We start from the raw sequence: 20,193 nt of genomic DNA, 5'->3' as shown, positions 1-20,193 counted from the left end.
CGCCTGGGGCCCCGTCGTCTAGCGGCCTAGGACACCGCCCTCTCAAGGCGGCGGCGCCGGTTCGAATCCGGTCGGGGCTACACCGATGGGCCGACCCCATCCGCGGAGGGCGCGGATGGGGTCGGTTTCGTATGCCTTCCGGGGGCGCAGCCCCCGGGCCCCGCGCCGGCGGGGCTCCGCCCCCCGGCACCCCCCAACCCCCGCTGTGGTCACCGTGGGGGCTTTGCCTTCGGCTCGCCAACCCACGCTGTGGTCGCTGTGGGGGCTTTGCCTTCGGCTCGCCCAACCCCCGCTGTGGGCCCGGTGGGGGTTTCGCTTCGGATCGCCCAACCCGCCGTGGTCGCCGTTGTGAGGTGGCTGCGGGTCCGGACCCGAGTGGCGGGGGCTCGCCCTGGTCAGGGTTTGGGGAGGGGCAGGGGGAGGTGAGGTCGATGGTGGAGCCTTGGATGCAGGTGGCCAGGCCGTAGGTCTCCTCGGCGTAGCCGATGCCCTGGTGCACGGTGACGGTGCCGTCGGCGGCGACCTCGCAGGGGTTGTTGAGGGTGCACTGCTCGCCGTCCTCGTTGGTGGTGTTGTTGATCGCCACCACCTGGCCGGTGGCGGTGTCCACCACCGGCGAGCCGGACGTACCGCCGATCACGTGGCACGGCTCGGTGTAGCGCACCGAGTCCTTCCAGACCCAGTCCGCCTCGTGCAACTCCGGCACGAACCCGTCGATCGCGCACGAGTACGTCTGCTGCCAGTAGCCCGACACCACGGCGATGTCGGTACCGGCCGTCGGATGCCCGGTGGACAGCGCGAGCGCCGCGATCCCGTACTGCTGCCGGATCTCGCCGTAGGTCTGCGACACCTGGTAGAGCGTGACGTCGGTGTCGGTCATCGTCGAGTACTCGACGGTCGTCGCGGTCAGCGTGCCGACCGAATCCCGGCCGTCGGCGGACAGCAGCGAGAACGTCCGGTGCGACGGCTGGTCGACGATCACCTCGCCGGGCCCGGGCATCCCGGACTCCAGGCAGTGACCGTTGGTGAGCACCAGCGCCCGGTCGTCGTCGGTCGCGCTCGGCACCCGTACCAGCGAGCCGGAGCAGTTGCTCAGCGCGACGGTGCCGGCGAACGACACGTCGGCGACCGGGGCTGGCCGGTCGGTGGTGGGTGCGGCCAGCGCGGTCGGCGCGGCGGCGGTCAGCAGTCCCGCCGCCAGGGTGGCGCCGGCGGCGACGCCGAGCAGGCGCCGGGTCAGGTGTCGCGGCATTGCGTCCTCCCCAGACGATCGTCCGACGCGCCGGAACAGCCGGGTACGTCGGATTGATGAAGGTCATGAGGTTAGAGGACGGTGGACTCGGGCACAACCGGACAGTTCACCGCACAACGGCGGAACCCCGTCAGCCGACACGGTGCCGCCACATGCCACGAGAAGCCAGGACACGCGACAATGCCCGGGCACGATAGCGCCCATCCGTCGAGGTACGGCCGCGGCTACAGGCCCCGAGAGGCGCTGGTCGCCGCAGCCGACCACGGTGACGGACCGAGAGGCGCTGGCCGCTGCGGACGACCGCGGCTACAGGCCGGAGAGGCGCTGGCCGCCGCGGACGACCGCCATCGCGTGCCGGTCGCCCGGACGGCGGCCGATCCGCTCGATCGGTCCAGACACGCAGACCGCGGCGATGACGCGGCCGGTGCGGTCGCGCACCGGCGCGGAGACGCTCGCCACACCGGCCTCGCGCTCGGCCACGCTCTGCGACCAGCCGCGCCGGCGCACCTCGGCCAGGGTGCGGGCGGTGAACTTGCAGCGCGGCAGCAACGGCAGGATCGCCTCGGGCGGCTCCCAGGCGAGCAGGATCTGCGCGCCGGAGCCGGCGGTCATCGGCAGCACCGCGCCGACCGGGACGGTGTCCCGCAGCCCGCTGGCGCGTTCGGCCGCGGCGACGCAGAGTCGCTCGTCGGCGCGCCGCAGGTACAGCTGGGCGGACTCGCCGGTCTGGTCGCGCAGCGCGGTGAGCACGGGTTCGGCGGCGGTGAGCAGCACGTCCGGTGCGGAGTTGGCGAGCTCACCCAGCCGCGGGCCGGGGCGCCACCGGCCGTGCTGGTCGCGGACCAGCATCCGGTGCGTCTCGAGTGCCTGGGCGAGCCGGTGCGCCGTGGCGCGCGGCAGTTTGGTCCGGTCGACGAGCTCGGCGAGGCTCGCGCCGTCGACGCATGCCTCGAGGATCACGATGGCCTTGTCGAGCACCCCGACACCACTGATACTGTGTCCCACGAGCCGAAACATACCTCCCATCATTCGGGAAGTCCATATCGTGGGAGAAGTGAGATGGGGCGCACACTCGCCGAGAAGATCTGGGACGCGCATGTCGTACGGTCCGCCGAGGGCGAACCCGACCTGCTCTACATCGACCTGCACCTCGTCCACGAGGTGACCAGCCCGCAGGCCTTCGACGGCCTGCGGGCGGCCGGGCGCAAGGTCCGCCGGCCGGACCTGACGCTTGCCACCGAGGACCACAACACACCCACCGACAACCTGGTCACGATCGCCGACCCGGTCTCGCGCACCCAGCTGGAGACGCTGCGCCGCAACGCCGAGGAGTTCGGCGTACCGCTGCACTCGCTCGGCGCCGCCGAGCAGGGCATCGTGCACGTGATCGGCCCGCAGCTGGGCGCCACCCAGCCGGGCATGACCATCGTGTGCGGCGACTCGCACACCTCCACGCACGGCGCGTTCGGATCGATCGCGTTCGGCATCGGTACCTCCGAGGTCGAGCACGTGCTCGCCACCCAGACGCTGCCGCAGGCCAAGCCGAAGACGATGGCGGTCAACGTGACCGGCGCGCTGCGGCCGGGGGTCACCGCGAAGGACCTGATCCTCGCGCTGATCACCCAGGTCGGCACCGGCGGCGGGCAGGGGCACATCGTCGAGTACCGCGGCGAGGCCATCCGCAACCTCTCGATGGAGGGGCGGATGACCATCTGCAACATGTCGATCGAGTGGGGTGCGCGCGCCGGCATGGTCGCACCGGACGAGACGACGTTCGCGTACCTGAAGGGCCGGCCGAACGCGCCGGCCGGCGCGGACTGGGACGCCGCGGTGGAGTACTGGCGGGGCCTGGCCACCGACGACGACGCGGAGTTCGACACCGAGGTCACCATCGACGCCGGCGCGGTCGAGCCGTTCGTCACCTGGGGTACCAACCCGGGTCAGGGTGCGCCGCTGTCCGGCACCGTGCCGGCGCCGGAGTCGTTCGCCGACGAGGCGGCGCGCACCGCGGCCGAGCGGGCCCTGACCTACATGGACCTGACCGCCGGGACCAAGCTGCGCGACATCCCGGTCGACGTGGTCTTCCTCGGCTCCTGCACGAACGGCCGGCTGGAGGACCTGCGCGCCGCGGCCGAGGTGATCTCCGGCCACCAGGTCGCCGAGGGCGTCCGCATGCTCGTCGTACCGGGCTCGGCGAAGGTACGGGCGGCCGCCGAGGCGGAGGGGCTGCACGAGGTGTTCACCGCCGCCGGCGCCGAGTGGCGGTTCGCCGGCTGCTCGATGTGCCTGGGCATGAACCCGGACGTGCTGACGCCCGGCCAGCGCTCGGCGTCCACGTCCAACCGCAACTTCGAGGGCCGGCAGGGCCGCGGTGGGCGTACCCACCTGGTCTCGCCGGCGGTCGCCGCGGCCACCGCGGTGGCCGGGCATCTCGCCGCACCGGCCGATCTGTAGGGAGGTAGTTCGCCATGAAGAAGTTCACCGTGCACACCGGCACCGGGGTGCCGCTGCGACGGTCCAATGTGGACACCGACCAGATCATCCCGGCGGTGTACCTCAAGCGCGTCACCCGCACCGGCTTCGCGGACGGGCTGTTCTCGGCCTGGCGCAACGATCCGGAGTTCGTGCTGAACAACCCGTCGTTCGCCGGCGGTACGGTGCTCGTCGCCGGCACCGACTTCGGTACCGGCTCGTCGCGCGAGCACGCCGTCTGGGCGCTGCAGGACCACGGGTTCGCCGCGGTCATCGCGCCTCGGTTCGGCGACATCTTCCGCGGTAACGCGCTCAAGGGCGGGCTGCTGCCGGTGCAGCTGCCGATCGACGCCGTCGAGACGCTGTGGAAGCTCATCGAGCACGACCCGACCACCCAGATCACCGTCGACCTGGTCGAGCGGGAGGTGCGGGCCGACGGCCGGTCCTGGTCGTTCGAGCTGGACGACTTCACCCGCTGGCGGCTGCTGGAGGGGCTGGACGACATCAGCCTGACGCTGCGGCACGAGGCGGACATCGCCGCGTACGAGAGCTCGCGCCCGTCGTTCAAGCCGAGCATCGCCACCGCCTGACCCACCCGCTGCCCCTGCTTGTCCACTGTGGACGAGCAGGGGCGTCGGCCTGCAACGCCTGCCGCTGCGTCGGTACCGGTCCGCGGGCGCGGGCCGTACGGTGGGGAGATGGCACGCACGCTGAGGCTGAACTTCCCGGCGCCGATCCCGGTCGGGCACACCGTCGAGGTCACCCAGTTCGCCGACACCCGGCCGGACGGCAAGCGCCGCGGCGACGGCCGCTTCGAGGCGGCCACCTTCCCGGCGGTGGTCGACCTGGACACCGGCATCCGGTACATGAACCACGTGCACGGCTCGGCGGGCGGCAACGGCGGCCTGCCGTTCTTCGCCAACAGCTACCCGCTCGAACCGCGGCCGGAGCTGCCCGTCGCCGGCGTGTGGCGGGGCCGGGTCACCGCCTGCACGCTGGTGATGGTCGAGGGCCTCGAGGGGCAGCACACCATGCTCGTGATCGCCGAGCAGCCGGCGGAAGCCTGACCCGACGCCGAGTAGCCGGCGTCGACGACCGAGGTCGGCTGGTGCGCGGGACGCCCGGCCGCGCCGGTAGGTCCACAGTGGAGGTTCGAGCGTCCGGCGTCAGGGGCGGAGCAGGTCGGCGGCGGCGAGGCGGTCCTCGGCGAACGACAGCACCCACACCGCGCCCTTCGGCGTGCTGGGGTCGGTCACCGTGACACCGTCCTGATGCGCCAGCACGTCCAGCGCGGCGGGGATGATGCCACCCTGGCTGGCGACCACGCTCGCGCCGCCGCGCTCGGCGAGCTGCCGCAACCGGGCCACCGCGCCCAGCGGATCGTGCGCCACCTCGTCGAACACCGGCGCGACAGCGGGCTCCAGGCCCAGCCGGCGGGCGGTCGGCTCGATCGTCTGCACGCACCGCAGCGGCGTCGCCGTCAGCAGCCGTACCGGCGCGAACAGCGGCAGCAGCTCGGCCAGCCGGCCCGCCGTGGCGACGCCGGCCCCGTCCAGCGGTCGTAGCTCGTCGGCGTCCGGCCACGCGTCCGCGCGGCCGGCACTCGCGTGCCGAACCAGCAGCACCGTCGCGGTGATCCGCGGCAGCGCGGCGAACGCCGCCAGCACCGGCAGGTAGTCGTCGTCGGTCAGCGCCGCCGGTGCCTGGTCCAGCCGGACCCACCGCAGCTGGTCGACCTCGTCGTTGGGGGCGAACCCGGCGCCGTCGACCGCAGCCATCGACCAGAAGTCGACCACCTTGTCGGTCGCGCCGCCCGGACCCGCCACCCGGTAGCGCACCGACGGCAGCCGCACCCCCGGCACCGGGCGCAGCGCCGACTCCTCGGCCACCTCCCGGCAGGCGCCGGCCAGCGGGTGCTCGCCGCGGTCCAGCTTGCCCTTGGGCAGCGACCAGTCGTCGTACCGGGGCCGGTGCACCAGCGCCACCTCGACACCGGCCGGCCCCTCCCGCCAGACCAGCCCACCGGCCGCCCGGATCAGCGGTACGGACATGCGCTCACCTCGTCAGGTCTCGTCGACGGTCTCGCGTAGCAGCACGGCCTGCATGTCGTTCAGGCCGCCGTTGCGCCGGGTCCAGGAGCCGTCCGGGGTCAGGTCGAACCCGCCGGTGCTGTCGGCCATCGCGAGATCCAGCACGCCGGCCAGCTCACGCTGCGCGGCGGCGTCGGTCACCTGCACCAGCGCCTCCACCCGGCGGTCCAGGTTGCGGTGCATCAGGTCGGCCGACCCGATCCAGAACTCGTCGAAGCCGTCGGCGGTGAACCGGAAGATGCGCGAGTGCTCCAGGAACCGGCCGAGCATCGACCGGACCCGGATGTTCTCCGACAGCTCCGGCACACCCGGCCGCAGCGAGCAGATCCCGCGCACCACCAGGTCGATGTGCACGCCGGCGCGGCTCGCCCGGTACAGCGCGTCGATCACCCGCTCGTCCACGATCGAGTTCACCTTGAACTGGATGCGCGCCGGCTTGCCCGCCCGGACCCGGTCGGCCTGCCGCTCGATCCGGTCGATGATGCCGGCCCGCACCCCCTGCGGCGCCACCAGCAGCCGCCGGTAGCTGGTCTGCCGGGAGTACCCGGTGAGCACGTTGAACAGGTCGGTGGCGTCCGCACCGACCTCCGGGTCGGCGGTGAACAGGCCGAAGTCCTCGTACGTGCGGGCGGTCTTCGGGTTGTAGTTGCCGGTACCGATGTGGCAGTAGCGCCGGATGCCGCCCGCCTCGGCCCGCACCACCAGCGCCATCTTCGCGTGCGTCTTGAGCCCGACCAGGCCGTACATCACGTGGCAGCCCGCCTGTTCCAGCTTGCGGGCCCAGGAGATGTTGGCCTCCTCGTCGAACCGGGCCTTGATCTCCACCACCGCCACCACCTGCTTGCCCGCCTCGGCGGCGGTCACCAGCGCGTCGACCACCGGCGAGTCGCCGGAGGTGCGGTACAGCGTCTGCTTGATCGCGAGCACGCCCGGGTCCTCGGCCGCCTGCTCGATGAAGCGCTGCACCGTGGTGGAGAACGAGTGGTACGGGTGGTGCACCAGCACGTCGCCACCGCGCAGCGTGGCGAACACGCTCTTGGGCGTCTCGCCCTCGCTGAACGCGGCCGGCGTCGCCGGGACGAACGGACGGTCGGTCAGGTCGTCCCGGTCGGCCGCGTCGTAGATCTGCCACAGCGCGGTCAGGTCCAGCAGCCCGGGCACCCGCAGCACGTCCTGCGAGGTCATGTCCAGTTCCCGGACCAGCAGCTCGAGCACGTGGTCGGAGGTGGTGGACGCCACCTCCAGCCGCACCGGCGGGCCGAACCGGCGCTGGGCCAGCTCGCGCTCCATCGCCTGCAGCAGGTCCTCGTCGCGGTCCTCCTCGACCTCCAGGTCGGCGTTGCGGGTGACCCGGAAGACGTGGTGGTCGACCACGTCCATACCGGGGAACAGCTGGTCGAGGTGCGCCGCGATCAGGTCCTCCACCGGCAGGAACGCCGAGCGGCCGGCGGTGGGCCGCTGTACCGTGACGAACCGGGGCACGTTGTTCGGCACCTTCACCCGGGCGAACCGCTCGCCGCTGCCGTCGGCCGCCCGCACCAGCACCGCCAGGTTCAGCGACAACCCCGAGATGTACGGGAACGGGTGCGCCGGGTCCACCGCGAGCGGCGTGAGCACCGGAAACACCTGGTCCCGGAAGTACCCGCGGAGCCGCTCCTGGTCGTCGGCGGTCAGCTCCGACCAGCGCAGGATCCGCACCCCGGCCTCGGCCAGCGCCGGCCGGACGTCGTCGGCGAAGCACCGGGAGTGCCGGCCCACCAGCTCCGCGGCCCGCTGGCTGATCCGCTCCAGCTGCTCGCGCGGCGGCATCCGGTCCGGCGTGCGCAGCGTCAGGCCGGTGGACAGCCGGCGCTGCAGCCCGGCGACGCGCACCATGTAGAACTCGTCCAGGTTGCTCGCGAAGATGGCCAGGAACTTGGCCCGCTCCAGCAGCGGCTGCTCCCGGTCCTCGGCCAGGGTGAGCACCCGGGCGTTGAAGTCCAGCCAGGACAGCTCCCGGTTGAGGAACCGCCCGTCCGGCAGCTCCTCCCGATCGACCGGCTCGGCGCCGCGCACCGCGGCCGCCTCACCGGCCTCGCGCACCGTGGTCGCGTCACCGGCCTCGCGCACCGCGGCCGCCTCACCGGCCTCGCGCACCGCGGTCGAGTCACCCGCCGGGCGCTCCGCGGTCGTACCCGCGGCGCGCTCCGCCGTGCCGGCGCTACCGCGCAGGTCGGTGCCGGCCGGGGCGGGGCTGTTGTCGGGTGCGCCGTGCAGGGGTGCCGTGGCGGGTTCCGGACCGGGCTGCCGCGGGGCAGCGGTGGGCCGGGTGCTGGCGCCGCGCCGCGTCGACCGGTCGCCCGTACGGGTGCTCTCCTCGCTGGCGTGCGTCATGAATTCATCATGACCCGATCCGGCCAAACGAGCGAGAAACACCGGTCAACCGCACCGTGCCGAGCCGGCGCTCGTACCGGCCTCACCGCATCCCGCCGTCGCGAGCAGTCAGCCCATGGTGACCAGAGTGACCCGCGTTGTCCGGCCCCGATCGTCGGTGTCCAGCCGGACCCGCTGGCCGGGCCGCAGGTGGCGCAGCCCACCGGCGGCGAACGCGGCCGCATCGAACGCGACCCGGGTGCCGTCGTCCAGCACCGCCGTGCCCGCCCCGGTGTCACCCTCGAACGTCGCCACGGTCCCCTGCATGCCCCGACCGTACCGGTACCGGCCCCCAGGACAGGCAGCGACGTTCGCCGGGGAGTTTGGGCGGTGCCGCCCGAGTCACCGGGCGGCGCGGTGGCCACCGTCGGCGGGTGCTCGGGCGGCCCGCGTCCGGGTGCCGTGGTCGGGCGGGCATCATCGTGGGCACGGGTACGGTGACGAGGGTGGGGAGGTGCGGTGGCGCGTCGAGGTTTCTGGGTGCGGATCGGCATGGGGGTGATCAACTCCACGCTCACGGTCTTCAGCCGGCACACCTGGCAGGGCGCCGAGCACATCCCCGCCGCCGGCGGCGCGATCGTCGCCGCGAACCACATCTCCCAGGTCGATCCGATGGTGATGGCCCGCTTCGTGTACGCGACGGGCCGGGTGCCGCGGTTCCTGACCAAGGCGAGCGTGCTGCAGGTGCCGCTGATGGGCCCGGCGCTGCGCAGTACCGGCCAGATCCCGGTGCACCGGGGCAGCATCGACGCGGCCCGCTCGGTGGACGAGGCGGCCGCGGCGCTGCGCGACGGCGACGTCGTCGTGGTGTACCCCGAGGGCACCACCACCCGTGACCCGGACTTCTGGCCGATGCACGGCCGTACCGGCGTGGCCCGGCTGGCGCTGGCCACCGGTGCACCGGTGATCCCGGTGGCGCAGTGGGGCGCGCAGCGACTCCAGGATCCGGTCGCGCACAGCGTGCGGCCCCGGCCGCGTACCCCGGTCAGCGTGCTGGCCGGCCCGCCGATGGACCTGTCCGACTGGCGGGAGCGGGCCGCCGGCGGTGAGCCGGACCGCACCGTCCTCAGCGGCCTGTCCGACGCGATCATGTACCGCATCCGGGAGCTGCTCACCGAGCTTCGCGACGAGCAGCCACCCGAGCAGCTGTACGCATGGCCGCCGAAGCGGCCGGCCACCCCCGACGGCGAAGGCGGACGATGACCGAGATCAAGCGCGCGGCGGTGCTCAGCGCCGGCTCCTGGGGTACCACGTTCGGCAAGGTGCTCGCCGACGCCGGTCGCGAGGTGCGCATCCTCGCCCGCCGGGCGCAGGTCGCCGACGCGATCAACGACAGCCACACCAACCCGGACTACGTGCCCGAGGTGCGCCTGCCGGACGCGGTGCGCGCCACCACCGACCCGGCGGTCGCGCTGGACGGCGCCGACCTGGTGGTGCTCGCCACGCCCAGCCAGGCACTGCGCGACAACCTGGTCGCCTGGAAGCCGCTGCTCGACCCGGCCGCGAGCGTGGTCAGCCTGGCCAAGGGCATCGAGCTGAACACGCTGCTGCGGATGAGCGAGGTGATCGCCGAGGTCACCGGCATCCCGACCGATCAGGTCGTGGTGGTGACCGGGCCGAACCTGGCGCCGGAGATCGCGCACGGGCAGCCGACCGCGGCCGTGGTCGCCTGTACCGACCTGGACCGCGCCGAGCTGGTGCAGCGAGCGGTGGCGGCGCCGTACTTCCGGCCGTACACCAACACCGACGTGGTCGGCGCGGAGATCGGCGGCGCGGTCAAGAACGTCATCGCGCTGGCGTACGGGATGGCCTCCGGGCTGGGGCTGGGCGACAACACCAAGGCGACGCTGATCACCCGCGGGCTGGCCGAGACGTCCCGGCTGGGGGAGCGGCTCGGCGCCGACCCGCGCACGTTCTCCGGCCTGGCCGGGCTGGGCGACCTGGTCGCCACCTGCTCGTCGCCGCTGTCGCGCAACCACCGCTTCGGCGAGTACCTCGGTCGCGGCGACAGCCTGGCCGCCGCGCAGCGCGCCACCCGGCAGACCGCCGAGGGGGTCAAGAGCTGCCGGTCGATCCGCGACCTGGCGCACCGGTACCACGTGGAGATGCCGATCACCGAGCAGGTCGAGCGGGTCTGCTACGAGCAGGTACCGCCGTCGGTGGCGGTGCGGGAGCTGATGAGCCGCGACATGAAGGCCGAGTGATGGACCGCATCGAGCAGCCGGACCGATCCGATCACGCGTCCCGATCCGAGCAGCCGGACCAGCCCGATCACGCGGGCCGACTCGAGCAGTCGGACCGGCCCGATCACGCGTCCCGATCCGAGCAGCCGGACCGGCCCGATCACGCGAGCCGACTCGAGCAGTCGGACCGGCCCGATCGGGTGGACCGCTCCGGTCAGCCGGAGCCGGCCGCCCCGGCCGGCGGGTCCGGCGGCGCGGGCGCGGCGGGCTGGCGGGACGCGACCCGGGTGGTGCACGCGGGCGAGCCGGCCGCGACGCCCGGTGCGCCGTTCCGGGCCGGCCCGGTCCTGGCCGCGCCGTACCACCTGGCCGCCGAGGGGCCGGACGGCGCCGACGCCTACGGGCGGACCGACAACCCGACCGTGCGCGCGCTGGAGGCGGCGATCGGCGAGCTGGAGGGCGGCGAGGCCGTCGCGTTCGCCTCCGGCATGGCGGCCATCACCGGGCTGCTGCTCGCCACCCTCACCGCGGGTGACACGGTGCTGCTGCCCTCCGACGGCTACTTCAAGGTCCGCGAGTTCGCCGGCACGGTCCTGGCCAACCGGGGCGTCACGGTGCACACGGTGCCGACGTCCGGCCCGTACGAGCTGGCCGAGCTGGCGCCGCGGCTGGTGCTGCTGGAGACACCGGCGAACCCGGGGCTGGCCGTCTGCGACATCGCCGAGGTCGCGGCCGCATCGCGTGATCTGGGTGCCGTGCTCGCCGTGGACAACACGACCGCGACGCCGCTGGGGCAGCGGCCGCTGGCGCTGGGTGCCGACGTGGTGGTGGCGTCCGGTACCAAGGCGTTGACCGGCCACTCCGACCTGGTGCTCGGCTACGTCGCCACCGCCGACCCGCGGCTCGCCGGACGGCTGCGCGACTGGCGGGCGATGACCGGGGCGATCTGCGGCCCGTTCGAGGCGTGGCTCGCGCACCGGTCGCTGGCCACCCTGGAACTGCGGCTCGCCCGGCAGGAGGCCAACGCCGCCGCGGTGGTGGAGTTCCTGGCCGGCCGGCCCGAGGTCACCGGGCTGCGCTGGCCGGGGCTGGACCCGCTGGCCCGCCGGCAGCTGACCCGGCTGCCCGGCCTGGTCACGTTCGAGCTGGCCGGCGAGGCCGCGGCGACGGCGTTCCTGCGGGCCACGAAGCTGGTCGCGAACGCCACCAGCTTCGGCGGGCTGCACTCCTCGGCGGACCGGCGTGCCCAGTTCGGTGACCCGGTACCGGCCGGACTGATCAGGCTGTCCGTGGGCTGTGAGGACCCGGCGGACCTGATCGACGATCTCCGCGCCGGGCTGGGCGGCGGATGACACACTGCGTCGATGAGTGACTCGCCGGACGGTGGAGCGCAGGGCGGTCCGCCCGGCGGGCTGCCCGGCGACACGAACCGCTCCCGACGCCGCGGGCGGTTCGTCGAACTGCTGGTCGCGATGGTGGCGATCGCCGGTGAGCTGGACCTGTCGGTGGTGCTGCAGCGGGTCATCGACCTCGCCGCCGAACAGATCGGCGCCCGCTACGGCGCGCTCGGGGTGCGCGGCACCGACGGCCGGCTGGAGCACTTCGTGTGGACCGGGATCAGCGCCGAGCAGGCCGCCCGGATCGGCGCGTTCCCGGACGGCCACGGGCTGCTCGGCGAGCCGCGCCGCCGTTCCGGACCGCTGCGGGTCGACGACATCGGCCGGCACCCGGCCTCGACCGGCTTCCCCCCACACCACCCGCCGATGCGCTCCTTCCTCGGGGTACCGATCGGCGACGGGCGCCGCAACCTCGGCAGCCTCTACCTCGCCGACCGGCGGGACGGGAAGCCGTTCGACTCCGACGACGAGAGCCTGCTCGCACTGTTCGCCGCGGCCGCGTCGATCGCGCTGCTCAACGCACGGAGGTACGAAACGAGCCGGGAACAGGAGCGCTGGCTCGCGGCGAACTACGGGCTGACCCACCATCTGCTCGCCGGGACCGACCCGGACAGCCAGCTCACCACGATCATCCGTACCGCCCGGCGGTTGACCGACGCCGACTTCGCCGTGGTGTTCCACGTCGACCAGACCCGCGAGCACATGGTGATCCGTACCGCCGACGGGGTGGAGGCAGACAGCACGCTGGGGCGGGTGCTGCCGATGGACGCGTCGCGGGCCGGTGACGTGTTCCGCTCCGGTACCCCGGTGGTGGTGCCGGACATGTGGGAGGACACGCGGCGGGCGCCGTGGCTGTCCGACACGCTGCCGCCGGTCGGCCCGTGCGCGCTGGTACCGCTGGGGCTGGCCGACGACGCGCTCGGTGTGGTGATGGTCAGCCGGCTCCGCGGCCGGCCGCCGTTCCCGACCGTGGCGTTGCGGATGCTGGAGACGTTCGCCAGCCAGGCGGCGGTGGCGCTGCGGCTGGCCCGGGAACGCACCTGGCGCGAGCAGGTCGCGCTGTACGCCGACCGCGAGCGCATCGCGCACGACCTGCACGACCAGGTGATCCAGCGGGTGTTCGCCACCGGCATGCTGCTGCAGGGCACCGCCCGGATGGTGGTCCTGCCGGAGGTGCAGGAACGGCTGCTGCGCGCGGTCGGCGAGCTGGACGAGACGGTGCGCCAGATCCGCGCCACGATCTACCAGCTGGAGGAGCCGCCGGCCGGCACCGTCGAGGACGTGCGGTCGGCGCTGCTGTCGGTCACCGACCAGGCCGCCGACGCGCTCGGCTTCGCGCCGAGCGTCCGGTTCGACCTCACCCCCGACATCGAGCTGCCGGTACGGCTGCGCGAGCACCTGGTCGCCGTGGTGCGGGAACTGCTTGCCAACGTGGCCCGGCACGCCCGGGCCGGCCGGGCCGACGTGGAGCTCACGGTCGGATCGGGCCAGCTGCGGCTGAGCGTGGCGGACAACGGCGTCGGGCTGCCCGACGGGGGCCGTCGAAGCGGGCTGCGCAACCTGGCGGAGCGGGCGCTGTCGCTGGGCGGGGAGATGACCGCCGAGGCCCGGGCGGGCGGCGGCACCATCGTCGTCTGGCAGGTGCCTCTGCACGCCTAGGAGACCGCCGCCGACCCGTGGCACGGCGTGGCGCCGGGAGGCTCAGCGTTCGGGGCGTGGCCAGATCCGGGTGGCGAGCACCGCGGCCTGGGTGCGGCGGTTGAGCCCCAGCTTGGTGAACACGTTCGAGACGTAGTTCTTGACGGTCTTCTCGGCCAGGAACAGCCGTTCACCGATCTGCCGGTTGGTCAGGCCGTCGCCGATCAGCCGCAGGATGTTGCGTTCCTGCGTGGTCAGGTCGGCCAGCGGGTCGTCCGGGTCCGAGCGGCGTCGCATCGCCTCCATCAGCGCGCCGGCCGCCGTCGGGTCCAGCAGCGAACCGCCGGCGGCGACCGTGCGTACCGCGTCGACCAGGTCGTTGCCGATGATGTCCTTCAGCACGTACCCGGACGCGCCGGCCAGTACCGCCCGCACCAGCGCATCGTCGTCGTTGTACGAGGTGAGGATCAGGCAGCGTAGTGCGGGGAGCTGGCTGCGCAGGTCCCGGCAGACCTCGACGCCGTCGCCGTCGGGCAGCCGCACGTCCAGGATGGCCACGTCGGGGCGCACCGCCGGTACCCGGTCGAGCGCCTGCCGGGCGGTACCCGCCTCGCCGGCGATCTCGACGTCCGGCTCGCCGGCGAGCAGATCGATCAGACCACGTCGGACGAGTTCATGGTCGTCGAGCAGGAAGACCCGGATCACACGGTCAGCGTACGGCCTGCCCCGGCCTGCGGCGGGGCGGTACGGGGGCGAACGGGTGCGGCGGTGCCGGGTCGGCGAGCGAGCCGGCGCCGGGACCGGTGGAGTCCGCGCCCGCCTGCTCGGTCGGGTCCGAATCGTCCTGCTCGTCCGGAGTATCCGCTGCCGGCACCACCACCACCGGCACCGACGCGGTACGGGCCACCGAGATCGCGGTGGAACCCAGGATGCGGCCGAGCAGCCCGGAGTGGCCGCGGGAGCCGACGACGATCAGGTCCGCGCCCCGGGCCGCGGACAGCAGCGCCTGGTGCGGCGGCGCCGCGATGATCCGCTCCACCACCGGTACCTCCGGCTCGACGCCGAGCGCCGCGCGGACCGAGGCGGACAGCACGGCGTGCTCGGCGGCGAGCTGCGCGGTCGGCTCGCCGCCGCCGACCGCCCGGACCGCGAGCAGCCGCCCGGCCCGCCGGGACGCCTCGACGGCGGCCCAGCGCAGCGCGGCGATCGAGGTGGGTGAGCCGTCCACCCCGACCACGATCACACCGGTACCGGACGCTGCCATGGCGACGACCTCCTCGGCCCGACCCCCCGAGCCCGACGGCGACAATGACCTCCAGTCAACAATCGGGCACCGGGGCCGTACCAGGTGCCAAGGTTCACCTCGGCCGGGACCTTGGTCCCGGACCCGCAACCGGTCGTGACCGGGCCGCCCCGAGGTGGTGGGATCGTCCGATCCGTCGCTGTCGTGGCGAGCACGTCGAGTAATGTCCGGGGGCGTGACTACGCCACGCAGACCACGCGTCGCCGTCGTGTTCGGCGGTCGCAGCAGCGAGCATGCCGTGTCCGCGGTCAGCGCCGGCAGCGTGCTGTCGGCGATCGACTCGGACGAGTTCGAGGTGGTGCCGGTGGGCATCACCCGGCAGGGCCGCTGGCTGCTCACCGACGGTGATCCGAGCGAGCTGGCGATCCGCGGCCGGCAGTTCCCGGAGATCACCGACGGTGCCGGTACGGAGGTGGCGCTGCCGGCCGGCTCCGGCGGCCGGATCGTGGCGCTGGACCCGGCGCAGGGCGCCGCGGCCCTGGCGGACGTGGATGTGGTGCTGCCGGTCCTGCACGGCGCGTACGGCGAGGACGGGACCATCCAGGGGCTGCTGGAGATGGCCGGGCTGCCCTACGTGGGTGCCGGCGTGTTCGCCTCGGCGGCCTGCATGGACAAGGAGTTCACCAAGAAGCTGCTGGCCGCCGACGGCCTGCGGGTGGGCGAGTACGCGGTGCTGCGCGCCGGTCAGTCGCTGGCCGATGCCGACATGGACCGGCTCGGCCTGCCGGTGTTCGTCAAGCCGTCCCGGGCCGGCTCCTCGGTCGGCATCACCCGGGTCGACGACTGGGCGCAGCTGCCGGCGGCGATCGCCACCGCCCGCGAGATCGACTCGAAGGTACTGGTGGAGGCCGCGTTCACCGGCGTCCGCGAGGTCGAGTGCGGCGTGCTGGAGGGCGAGTACGGCGGGGAGCCGGAGGCGAGCCTGCCGGCCGAGGTGCACATCGACTCCCGGCACAGCTGGTACGACCTGGAGGCCAAGTACCTCGACGAGCCGGAGCTGGACATCCCGCCGCGACTGCCTGAGCACGTGATCGACGAGGTCCGGCGGACCGCGTGCCGCGCGTTCACCGCGCTGGACTGCGCCGGCCTGGCCCGGGTCGACTTCTTCGTCACGCCCGAACTGGACGTGGTGGTCAACGAGATCAACACGATGCCAGGTTTCACCGCCGCGTCGGCGTTCCCGAAGATGTGGGCCCGAAGCGGCCTGGACTACCCGAAGCTGATCTCCCGGCTGATCCGTACCGCGCTGCACCGCCGCGCCGAGCACGGCTGACGGTTCGTCCGGCGCCACCCGGTCCGGTACCGCCCGGCGCCGGCGCGCGCGATCCGGTAACGCCGGCCCGGCGCCGGCGGGTGCGCGCCCGGGGCGGTCAGTGGCAGCCGGACGGGGCGGTGTCCGACGAGGGCACCGTGCCGGCGATCGTGTCGGAGAACTCCGCCGCCCACTGCCCGGCCCCCGAGTACGAGGCGGGCACCGTGACGGCCACCGGCACCGTACGGTCGACGGTGGTCCACACGCTCGACCCGTCCCGCTGCTTGGCGGCGAGGTAGCAGACACCGGACAGCTCGTACACGGTGGCGGTCTTCGCCACCTTCGGTGCCGCGACACCGCAGGCCACCCGCAGCGCCGGCTGGCCGTACGCGGCGTTCTGCTCGGCACCGGCCGACACCGGGCGTCGCTGCGCGGACCGGATCTTGCTGGGCAGCTGGGCGATCAGCCCCCGGCAGACGGTGGTCGGGGTGGGGGCGAGCGACGGGGCCGCCATCCGTACCGTGCTGGACGGCTGCGGGCTCGGCGAACCGGCCGCCTGCTTGCCACCGTTGCCGCCGCCGAGTCCGCCGAGTGCCCAGAACGCGACCGCTCCGGCGATCAGGGCGAGCGGCAGGGCGATCAGCGTCGCGGTCCGCGCCGCGGCACGGGAGTCGGCGTCGGCCACCGAGGACACCTCCGGCGAAAAGCTCGGGTGGATCGGCTGCCGATTGTGCCCGCCGGCGGATCGGCCGCCGCGCTCGGGCCGGTGCGGTTGGGGCCCGCCTCGCAGTCCGTGTGCCCGGTCGGCGGATGTGCCCGGCCGCCGGCCGGTCGGCGGACCCTAGAGATGCACCACGGGGCAGGTCAGGGTCCGGGTGATGCCGTCCACCGACTGGACCTTGCTGACGACCGCCTTGCCGAGCTCGTCGACGGTGTGCTTCTCGGCGAGCGCGATCACGTCGTAGGGTCCGGTGACCGCGTCGACCCGGACCACGCCGTCGACATGCCCGATCGCGGTCGCCACGTCGTGCGTCTTGCCGACCTCGGTCTGGATGAGGATGTACGCCTGGACCACGACGGTGCCCTTCCTCCGACGGAACTGCCGGCCGAAACAGAACGTACCGTACGCAGCGCGCACCGCGTCGACCTCCGTACGGAGTGGGCTGGCCCCGAGGTGGCAGGATGCGAACAAGCCGACGACAGCGGCCGACAGCGGCGGCGGCGCGCATCCACCGCCGGCGATCGGAGGAGCGGCAATGACGGTTGCCGAGATGGGCGAGTTCGGGCTGATCGAGCGGGTCACCGGGCGGTTGGCGCCGGGCCCGACGTGCCTGCTGGGGCCCGGGGACGACGCGGCCGTGGTGACCACCTCCGACAACCGGGTCGTGGTCAGTACCGACGTGCTGGTCGACGGCCGGCATTTCCGCCGCGACTGGTCCTCGGCGACCGATGTCGGGCATCGCGCCGCCGGTGCGAACCTGGCCGACATCGCCGCGATGGGCGCCACCCCGACCGCGCTGGTGGTCGGGCTGTCCGCGCCGCCGGAGCTGCCGGTCGAGTGGGCCGAGCAGCTCGCCGACGGCCTCGCCGCGGAGGCGGCGCTGGTCGGTGCGAGCGTGGTCGGCGGCGACACGGTGGCGAGCCCGACGCTGACCATCTCGGTCACCGCGCTCGGCGACCTGCGCGGGGTGAGCCCGGTGACCCGCTCCGGCGCCCAGCCCGGCGACCAGGTGGCGCTGGCCGGCCGGCTCGGCTGGGCGGCGGCCGGCTTCACCGTGCTCTCCCGCGGGTTCCGGTCGCCCCGCGCGCTGGTGGACGCGCACCGGCGGCCGCTCGTGCCGTACCAGTGCGGTCCGGTCGCCGCCCGGCAGGGCGCCACCGCGATGATCGACGTGTCGGACGGGCTGCTCGCCGATCTGGGGCACATCGCCGATGCCAGCGGCGTCGCGATCGACGTCCGGCGCGAGCTCTTCGAGCTGCCCGAGCAGATGGTGGACGCGGCCCGCGCGCTCGGCGTCGACCCGTACGAGTGGGTGCTCACCGGCGGGGAGGACCACGCGCTGGTGGCGACGTTCCCGGCCGGCAGCGTGCTGACCGCCGACTGGCGGGTGATCGGCAGCGTCGCCGCGGGCGGCGGCATGACCGTCGACGGTGAGCCGTTCACCGGCCGCGGCGGCTGGGACCACTTCCGCTGACCGGGCCGGCCGATCCTGCCCGCGGTCACCGGACCGGTCCGACCGCCTCCGGTGCGGCTCGTCGCGTTGTTCACATCGGCTCGCCGATCGGGCCGGCCTGCTGGTGCAATGGCGGGGTGATGATCGACGACGCGACCACGACCGCGCTGCGCATCGAGCGGCTCGGCTTCGCCGAGCCGGTGGCCCGGCAGCTGGTGGCGCAGGCGCTGGCCGACCTGGGCGCCCGGTACGGCGGGGAGGGCGACGAGACGCCCATCGCCGCGGCCGACTTCGAGCCGCCGAACGGCGCGTTCCTGGTCGCCTACCGGGGCCAGACGCCGGTGGGCTGCGGCGCCTGGCGCTCGCACGGGGACGGCACCGCGGAGATCAAGCGGATGTTCACGGTGCCGGCCGCCCGCGGTACCGGGGTGGCCACCGCGGTACTGGCGGCGATCGAGGCCGACGCCCGCCGGGCCGGGCGTACCCGGGTGATCCTGGAGACCGGCGGCAAGCAGCCCGAGGCGATCGCGCTGTACGGCAAGCTCGGCTACCGGCGGATCCCGAACTACGGCTACTACGCCGACGAGCCCGACTGCCTCTCCTTCGCCCGCGACCTCTAGGGTCTGTTTCGCAAGTCCCGCGTGCCGGCTGCGGCGGCCCCGTTTGCCCGCTCGCGGCGTTGTCGGACAGCCCGTGTGCAAGCCCGGCACCCGAACTGCCCTCCGCCTTGCGAGCAGACAAACGGGACTCGCCTCGCTCGGCCGGGGACTCCGAAACAGACCCTAGGGCCGCACCGGATCACCGGACGTGCGTGCGCTCGTGCGCACGGTGGTATCGCGACCTCACCTCGGCCGTGTTGGGCCCGACCGCTTACCCTCCGGTCGTGACCTACCCGCCGCAGTCGCCCGGTGGCTGGCCCGATCAGCCGCCGCAGGGCCAACCACCGCAGCAGCCGTACTCGGGTGCCGGGGCCGACCCGTTCGGGCCGCCGGCCGGTCCCTCGTCGGGGGCGCCGGCCGCCGGCGACGAGCCGTCCGGCCTCGAGCAGTACTCGCTCGACGCCGGCTGGCAGCAACAGCCGCCGCAGTACTCGCAGCCCGGCGCGCAGCCCCCGCCGTACGGGGCGCCGCTCGCGCCGGGGATGGCACCGCCGAGCGGCCCGCCCGCCGGCTACCAAGCCAGTGGCCCGCCCGCTGGGTACCAACCGGCCCACCCGGGCGGGTTCCCGCCGCCGGGTGGGCCGGTGCCGCCGAAGAAGCGGTCGATCGCGCCGTGGCTGTTCGTCGGCGGTGGTGCCCTGGTGCTGGTGCTCGCCATCGTCGCGGTGATCGCTCTGGTCTCCACCGGCGACGACAAGAAGCCGCCGGTGGCGGACCCGAGTTCGAGCGCGAGCGCCCGGCCGTCGACCAGCGCCAGCACGACGCCGTCGCCGGGTCCGTCCGGTGACGGGGTGCACGGCAACAAGATCATCGACTCGGCGACCGGCTGGGGCTTCACCAAGGCCGGCTCGCCGTGGGTCGACTCGGTGGCGCCGGCGGCGAAGGAGCTGCAGAGCCCGGTCGGCCAGTCGGTCAAGATCGACACCAACGTGTACGCCACGATGCAGCTGGGCAAGCTGTCCGACGAGTTCGACTACAGCGGTCCGAAGGACCTCAAGACCGTCAAGTCCGACCTGGCCACGTCGATCCTGAAGAGCTACTACGGCACCGGCGCCAAGGTCGACGCCGGCAAGGACCACCTCGACGAGCAGCTCACCCAGCTCGGCCGCAAGGCGTGGCTGTGGGCATTCGACGTCACCTACACCAGCTCGGCCGGCAAGAAGACCACCGAGTACGTGGTGATCGCGGTGCTCGATGCCGGCGACGGCACGGCGGCCGGCTTCTGGGGCTCGGTCCCGGACGGCCACGACGACCTGAACAAGCAGATGCGCAAGGCCGCGGGCACGCTGAGCCCGAAGCCCTGACCGACCTGGCCCGGCCGGCCGCGTGGTGCGGCGCGGCCGGGGCTGTCGGTGCGGCTG

The 20,193-nt window shown here is 73.7% G+C and carries 20 protein-coding genes, 1 tRNA gene and 1 pseudogene; 13 read left to right on the top strand and 9 right to left on the bottom strand.

The window, feature by feature from the left end; genetic code table 11:
* The first annotated feature begins 7 nt into the window (after positions 1-7).
* Positions 8-80: transfer RNA gene (locus tag Asera_RS26220), tRNA-Glu, on the top strand.
* A 420-nt stretch (positions 81-500) separates the two neighbouring features.
* Positions 501-659 (top strand): hypothetical protein, encoded by a 159-nt coding sequence (locus Asera_RS33315; RefSeq protein ID WP_244844025.1) that lies wholly within the window; start codon positions 501-503, stop codon positions 657-659.
* On the opposite strand, the pseudogene Asera_RS33310 reads toward Asera_RS33315, so the two are convergent.
* Together Asera_RS33310 and Asera_RS26210 are read right to left on the bottom strand one after the other, a co-directional pair.
* Positions 638-1,000, bottom strand: a pseudogene (locus Asera_RS33310) (serine protease); the annotation flags it as partial. The gene Asera_RS33315 and the pseudogene Asera_RS33310 overlap by 22 nt on opposite strands.
* A 558-nt stretch (positions 1,001-1,558) precedes the next feature.
* Entirely contained in the window at positions 1,559-2,245 is a 687-nt protein-coding gene (locus Asera_RS26210) for an IclR family transcriptional regulator (protein ID WP_030448160.1), read from the bottom strand.
* Positions 2,246-2,311: 66 nt separating this feature from the next.
* On the opposite strand from Asera_RS26210, the gene leuC reads away from it, so the two are divergent.
* From leuC to Asera_RS26195, 3 genes are all read left to right on the top strand, one after another.
* Entirely contained in the window at positions 2,312-3,706 is a 1,395-nt protein-coding gene (gene leuC / locus Asera_RS26205) for a 3-isopropylmalate dehydratase large subunit (RefSeq protein WP_030448159.1), read from the top strand.
* A gap of 14 nt (positions 3,707-3,720) precedes the next feature.
* Complete coding sequence (gene leuD / locus Asera_RS26200) at positions 3,721-4,314, top strand: 3-isopropylmalate dehydratase small subunit (protein ID WP_030448158.1); 594 nt, start codon at positions 3,721-3,723, stop codon at positions 4,312-4,314.
* Positions 4,315-4,422: 108 nt separating this feature from the next.
* Positions 4,423-4,791 (top strand): hypothetical protein, encoded by a 369-nt coding sequence (locus Asera_RS26195; RefSeq protein ID WP_030448157.1) that lies wholly within the window; start codon positions 4,423-4,425, stop codon positions 4,789-4,791.
* Positions 4,792-4,890: 99 nt separating this feature from the next.
* On the opposite strand, the gene Asera_RS26190 is transcribed toward Asera_RS26195, so the two are convergent.
* From Asera_RS26190 to Asera_RS26180, 3 genes are all read right to left on the bottom strand, one after another.
* Positions 4,891-5,775 (bottom strand): NUDIX hydrolase, encoded by an 885-nt coding sequence (locus Asera_RS26190; RefSeq protein ID WP_030448156.1) that lies wholly within the window; start codon positions 5,773-5,775, stop codon positions 4,891-4,893.
* Positions 5,776-5,787: 12 nt separating this feature from the next.
* Positions 5,788-8,187: an RNA degradosome polyphosphate kinase gene (locus Asera_RS26185; protein ID WP_084132295.1), complete on the bottom strand. Its 2,400-nt coding sequence runs from the start codon at positions 8,185-8,187 to the stop codon at positions 5,788-5,790.
* A gap of 108 nt (positions 8,188-8,295) precedes the next feature.
* Positions 8,296-8,493 (bottom strand): hypothetical protein, encoded by a 198-nt coding sequence (locus Asera_RS26180; RefSeq protein WP_030448154.1) that lies wholly within the window; start codon positions 8,491-8,493, stop codon positions 8,296-8,298.
* A 192-nt stretch (positions 8,494-8,685) separates the two neighbouring features.
* On the opposite strand from Asera_RS26180, the gene Asera_RS26175 reads away from it, so the two are divergent.
* From Asera_RS26175 to Asera_RS26160, 4 genes are all read left to right on the top strand, one after another.
* Positions 8,686-9,429: a lysophospholipid acyltransferase family protein gene (locus Asera_RS26175; protein WP_030448153.1), complete on the top strand. Its 744-nt coding sequence runs from the start codon at positions 8,686-8,688 to the stop codon at positions 9,427-9,429.
* On the top strand, positions 9,426-10,430 hold the full coding sequence (locus tag Asera_RS26170; protein WP_030448152.1) for an NAD(P)H-dependent glycerol-3-phosphate dehydrogenase: 1,005 nt from the start codon (positions 9,426-9,428) through the stop codon (positions 10,428-10,430). The genes Asera_RS26175 and Asera_RS26170 overlap by 4 nt, the downstream gene beginning before the upstream one ends.
* A gap of 179 nt (positions 10,431-10,609) precedes the next feature.
* Entirely contained in the window at positions 10,610-11,761 is a 1,152-nt protein-coding gene (locus tag Asera_RS26165) for a cystathionine gamma-lyase (protein WP_280529747.1), read from the top strand.
* Between the two features lie 12 nt (positions 11,762-11,773).
* Positions 11,774-13,465 (top strand): sensor histidine kinase, encoded by a 1,692-nt coding sequence (locus Asera_RS26160; RefSeq protein ID WP_051802686.1) that lies wholly within the window; start codon positions 11,774-11,776, stop codon positions 13,463-13,465.
* Between the two features lie 42 nt (positions 13,466-13,507).
* On the opposite strand, the gene Asera_RS26155 is transcribed toward Asera_RS26160, so the two are convergent.
* A complete protein-coding gene (locus Asera_RS26155) occupies positions 13,508-14,149 on the bottom strand; it encodes a response regulator (RefSeq protein WP_030448149.1) in 642 nt (213 codons plus the stop codon).
* Positions 14,150-14,153: 4 nt separating this feature from the next.
* Positions 14,154-14,708 carry a universal stress protein gene (locus Asera_RS26150; RefSeq protein ID WP_051802685.1) on the bottom strand — a complete coding sequence of 185 codons (555 nt, stop codon included), beginning with the start codon at positions 14,706-14,708 and terminating at the stop codon, positions 14,154-14,156.
* A gap of 214 nt (positions 14,709-14,922) precedes the next feature.
* On the opposite strand from Asera_RS26150, the gene Asera_RS26145 reads away from it, so the two are divergent.
* Entirely contained in the window at positions 14,923-16,020 is a 1,098-nt protein-coding gene (locus Asera_RS26145; RefSeq protein ID WP_030448147.1) for a D-alanine--D-alanine ligase family protein, read from the top strand.
* Positions 16,021-16,117: 97 nt separating this feature from the next.
* On the opposite strand, the gene Asera_RS26140 is transcribed toward Asera_RS26145, so the two are convergent.
* Together Asera_RS26140 and Asera_RS26135 are read right to left on the bottom strand one after the other, a co-directional pair.
* Entirely contained in the window at positions 16,118-16,684 is a 567-nt protein-coding gene (locus Asera_RS26140) for a DUF3515 family protein (protein WP_157035033.1), read from the bottom strand.
* A 156-nt stretch (positions 16,685-16,840) separates the two neighbouring features.
* The gene (locus Asera_RS26135) at positions 16,841-17,074 is read right to left on the bottom strand and encodes an Lrp/AsnC ligand binding domain-containing protein (protein ID WP_030448145.1); all 234 of its coding nucleotides are present in this window, start codon (positions 17,072-17,074) and stop codon (positions 16,841-16,843) included.
* 181 nt (positions 17,075-17,255) lie between these two features.
* On the opposite strand from Asera_RS26135, the gene Asera_RS26130 reads away from it, so the two are divergent.
* From Asera_RS26130 to Asera_RS26120, 3 genes are all read left to right on the top strand, one after another.
* Entirely contained in the window at positions 17,256-18,194 is a 939-nt protein-coding gene (locus tag Asera_RS26130) for a thiamine-phosphate kinase (RefSeq protein WP_030448144.1), read from the top strand.
* Between the two features lie 119 nt (positions 18,195-18,313).
* Positions 18,314-18,793 (top strand): GNAT family N-acetyltransferase, encoded by a 480-nt coding sequence (locus Asera_RS26125; RefSeq protein WP_030448143.1) that lies wholly within the window; start codon positions 18,314-18,316, stop codon positions 18,791-18,793.
* Positions 18,794-19,056: 263 nt separating this feature from the next.
* Positions 19,057-20,136, top strand: a complete 1,080-nt coding sequence (locus tag Asera_RS26120) for a hypothetical protein (RefSeq protein WP_030448142.1) — start codon at positions 19,057-19,059, stop codon at positions 20,134-20,136.
* Positions 20,137-20,193: the final 57 nt, after the last annotated feature.

It is taken from the genome of Actinocatenispora sera (genome assembly GCF_018324685.1).
Lineage (GTDB): Bacteria > Actinomycetota > Actinomycetes > Mycobacteriales > Micromonosporaceae > Actinocatenispora > Actinocatenispora sera.
This window is presented reverse-complemented; position numbering and strand designations above follow the sequence as displayed.

What these genes read in the sequence shown, in the direction of transcription:
- leuC (WP_030448159.1), top strand. Translation starts at nt 2,312, where the DNA reads ATGGGGCGCACACTCGCCGAGAAGATCTGGGACGCGCATGTCGTACGG.
- leuD (WP_030448158.1), top strand. Translation starts at nt 3,721, where the DNA reads ATGAAGAAGTTCACCGTGCACACCGGCACCGGGGTGCCGCTGCGACGG.
- Asera_RS26195 (WP_030448157.1), top strand. Translation starts at nt 4,423, where the DNA reads ATGGCACGCACGCTGAGGCTGAACTTCCCGGCGCCGATCCCGGTCGGG.
- Asera_RS26190 (WP_030448156.1), bottom strand. Translation starts at nt 5,775, where the DNA reads ATGTCCGTACCGCTGATCCGGGCGGCCGGTGGGCTGGTCTGGCGGGAG.
- Asera_RS26185 (WP_084132295.1), bottom strand. Translation starts at nt 8,187, where the DNA reads ATGACGCACGCCAGCGAGGAGAGCACCCGTACGGGCGACCGGTCGACG.
- Asera_RS26180 (WP_030448154.1), bottom strand. Translation starts at nt 8,493, where the DNA reads ATGCAGGGGACCGTGGCGACGTTCGAGGGTGACACCGGGGCGGGCACG.
- Asera_RS26170 (WP_030448152.1), top strand. Translation starts at nt 9,426, where the DNA reads ATGACCGAGATCAAGCGCGCGGCGGTGCTCAGCGCCGGCTCCTGGGGT.
- Asera_RS26160 (WP_051802686.1), top strand. Translation starts at nt 11,774, where the DNA reads ATGAGTGACTCGCCGGACGGTGGAGCGCAGGGCGGTCCGCCCGGCGGG.
- Asera_RS26150 (WP_051802685.1), bottom strand. Translation starts at nt 14,708, where the DNA reads ATGGCAGCGTCCGGTACCGGTGTGATCGTGGTCGGGGTGGACGGCTCA.
- Asera_RS26130 (WP_030448144.1), top strand. Translation starts at nt 17,256, where the DNA reads ATGACGGTTGCCGAGATGGGCGAGTTCGGGCTGATCGAGCGGGTCACC.
- Asera_RS26125 (WP_030448143.1), top strand. Translation starts at nt 18,314, where the DNA reads ATGATCGACGACGCGACCACGACCGCGCTGCGCATCGAGCGGCTCGGC.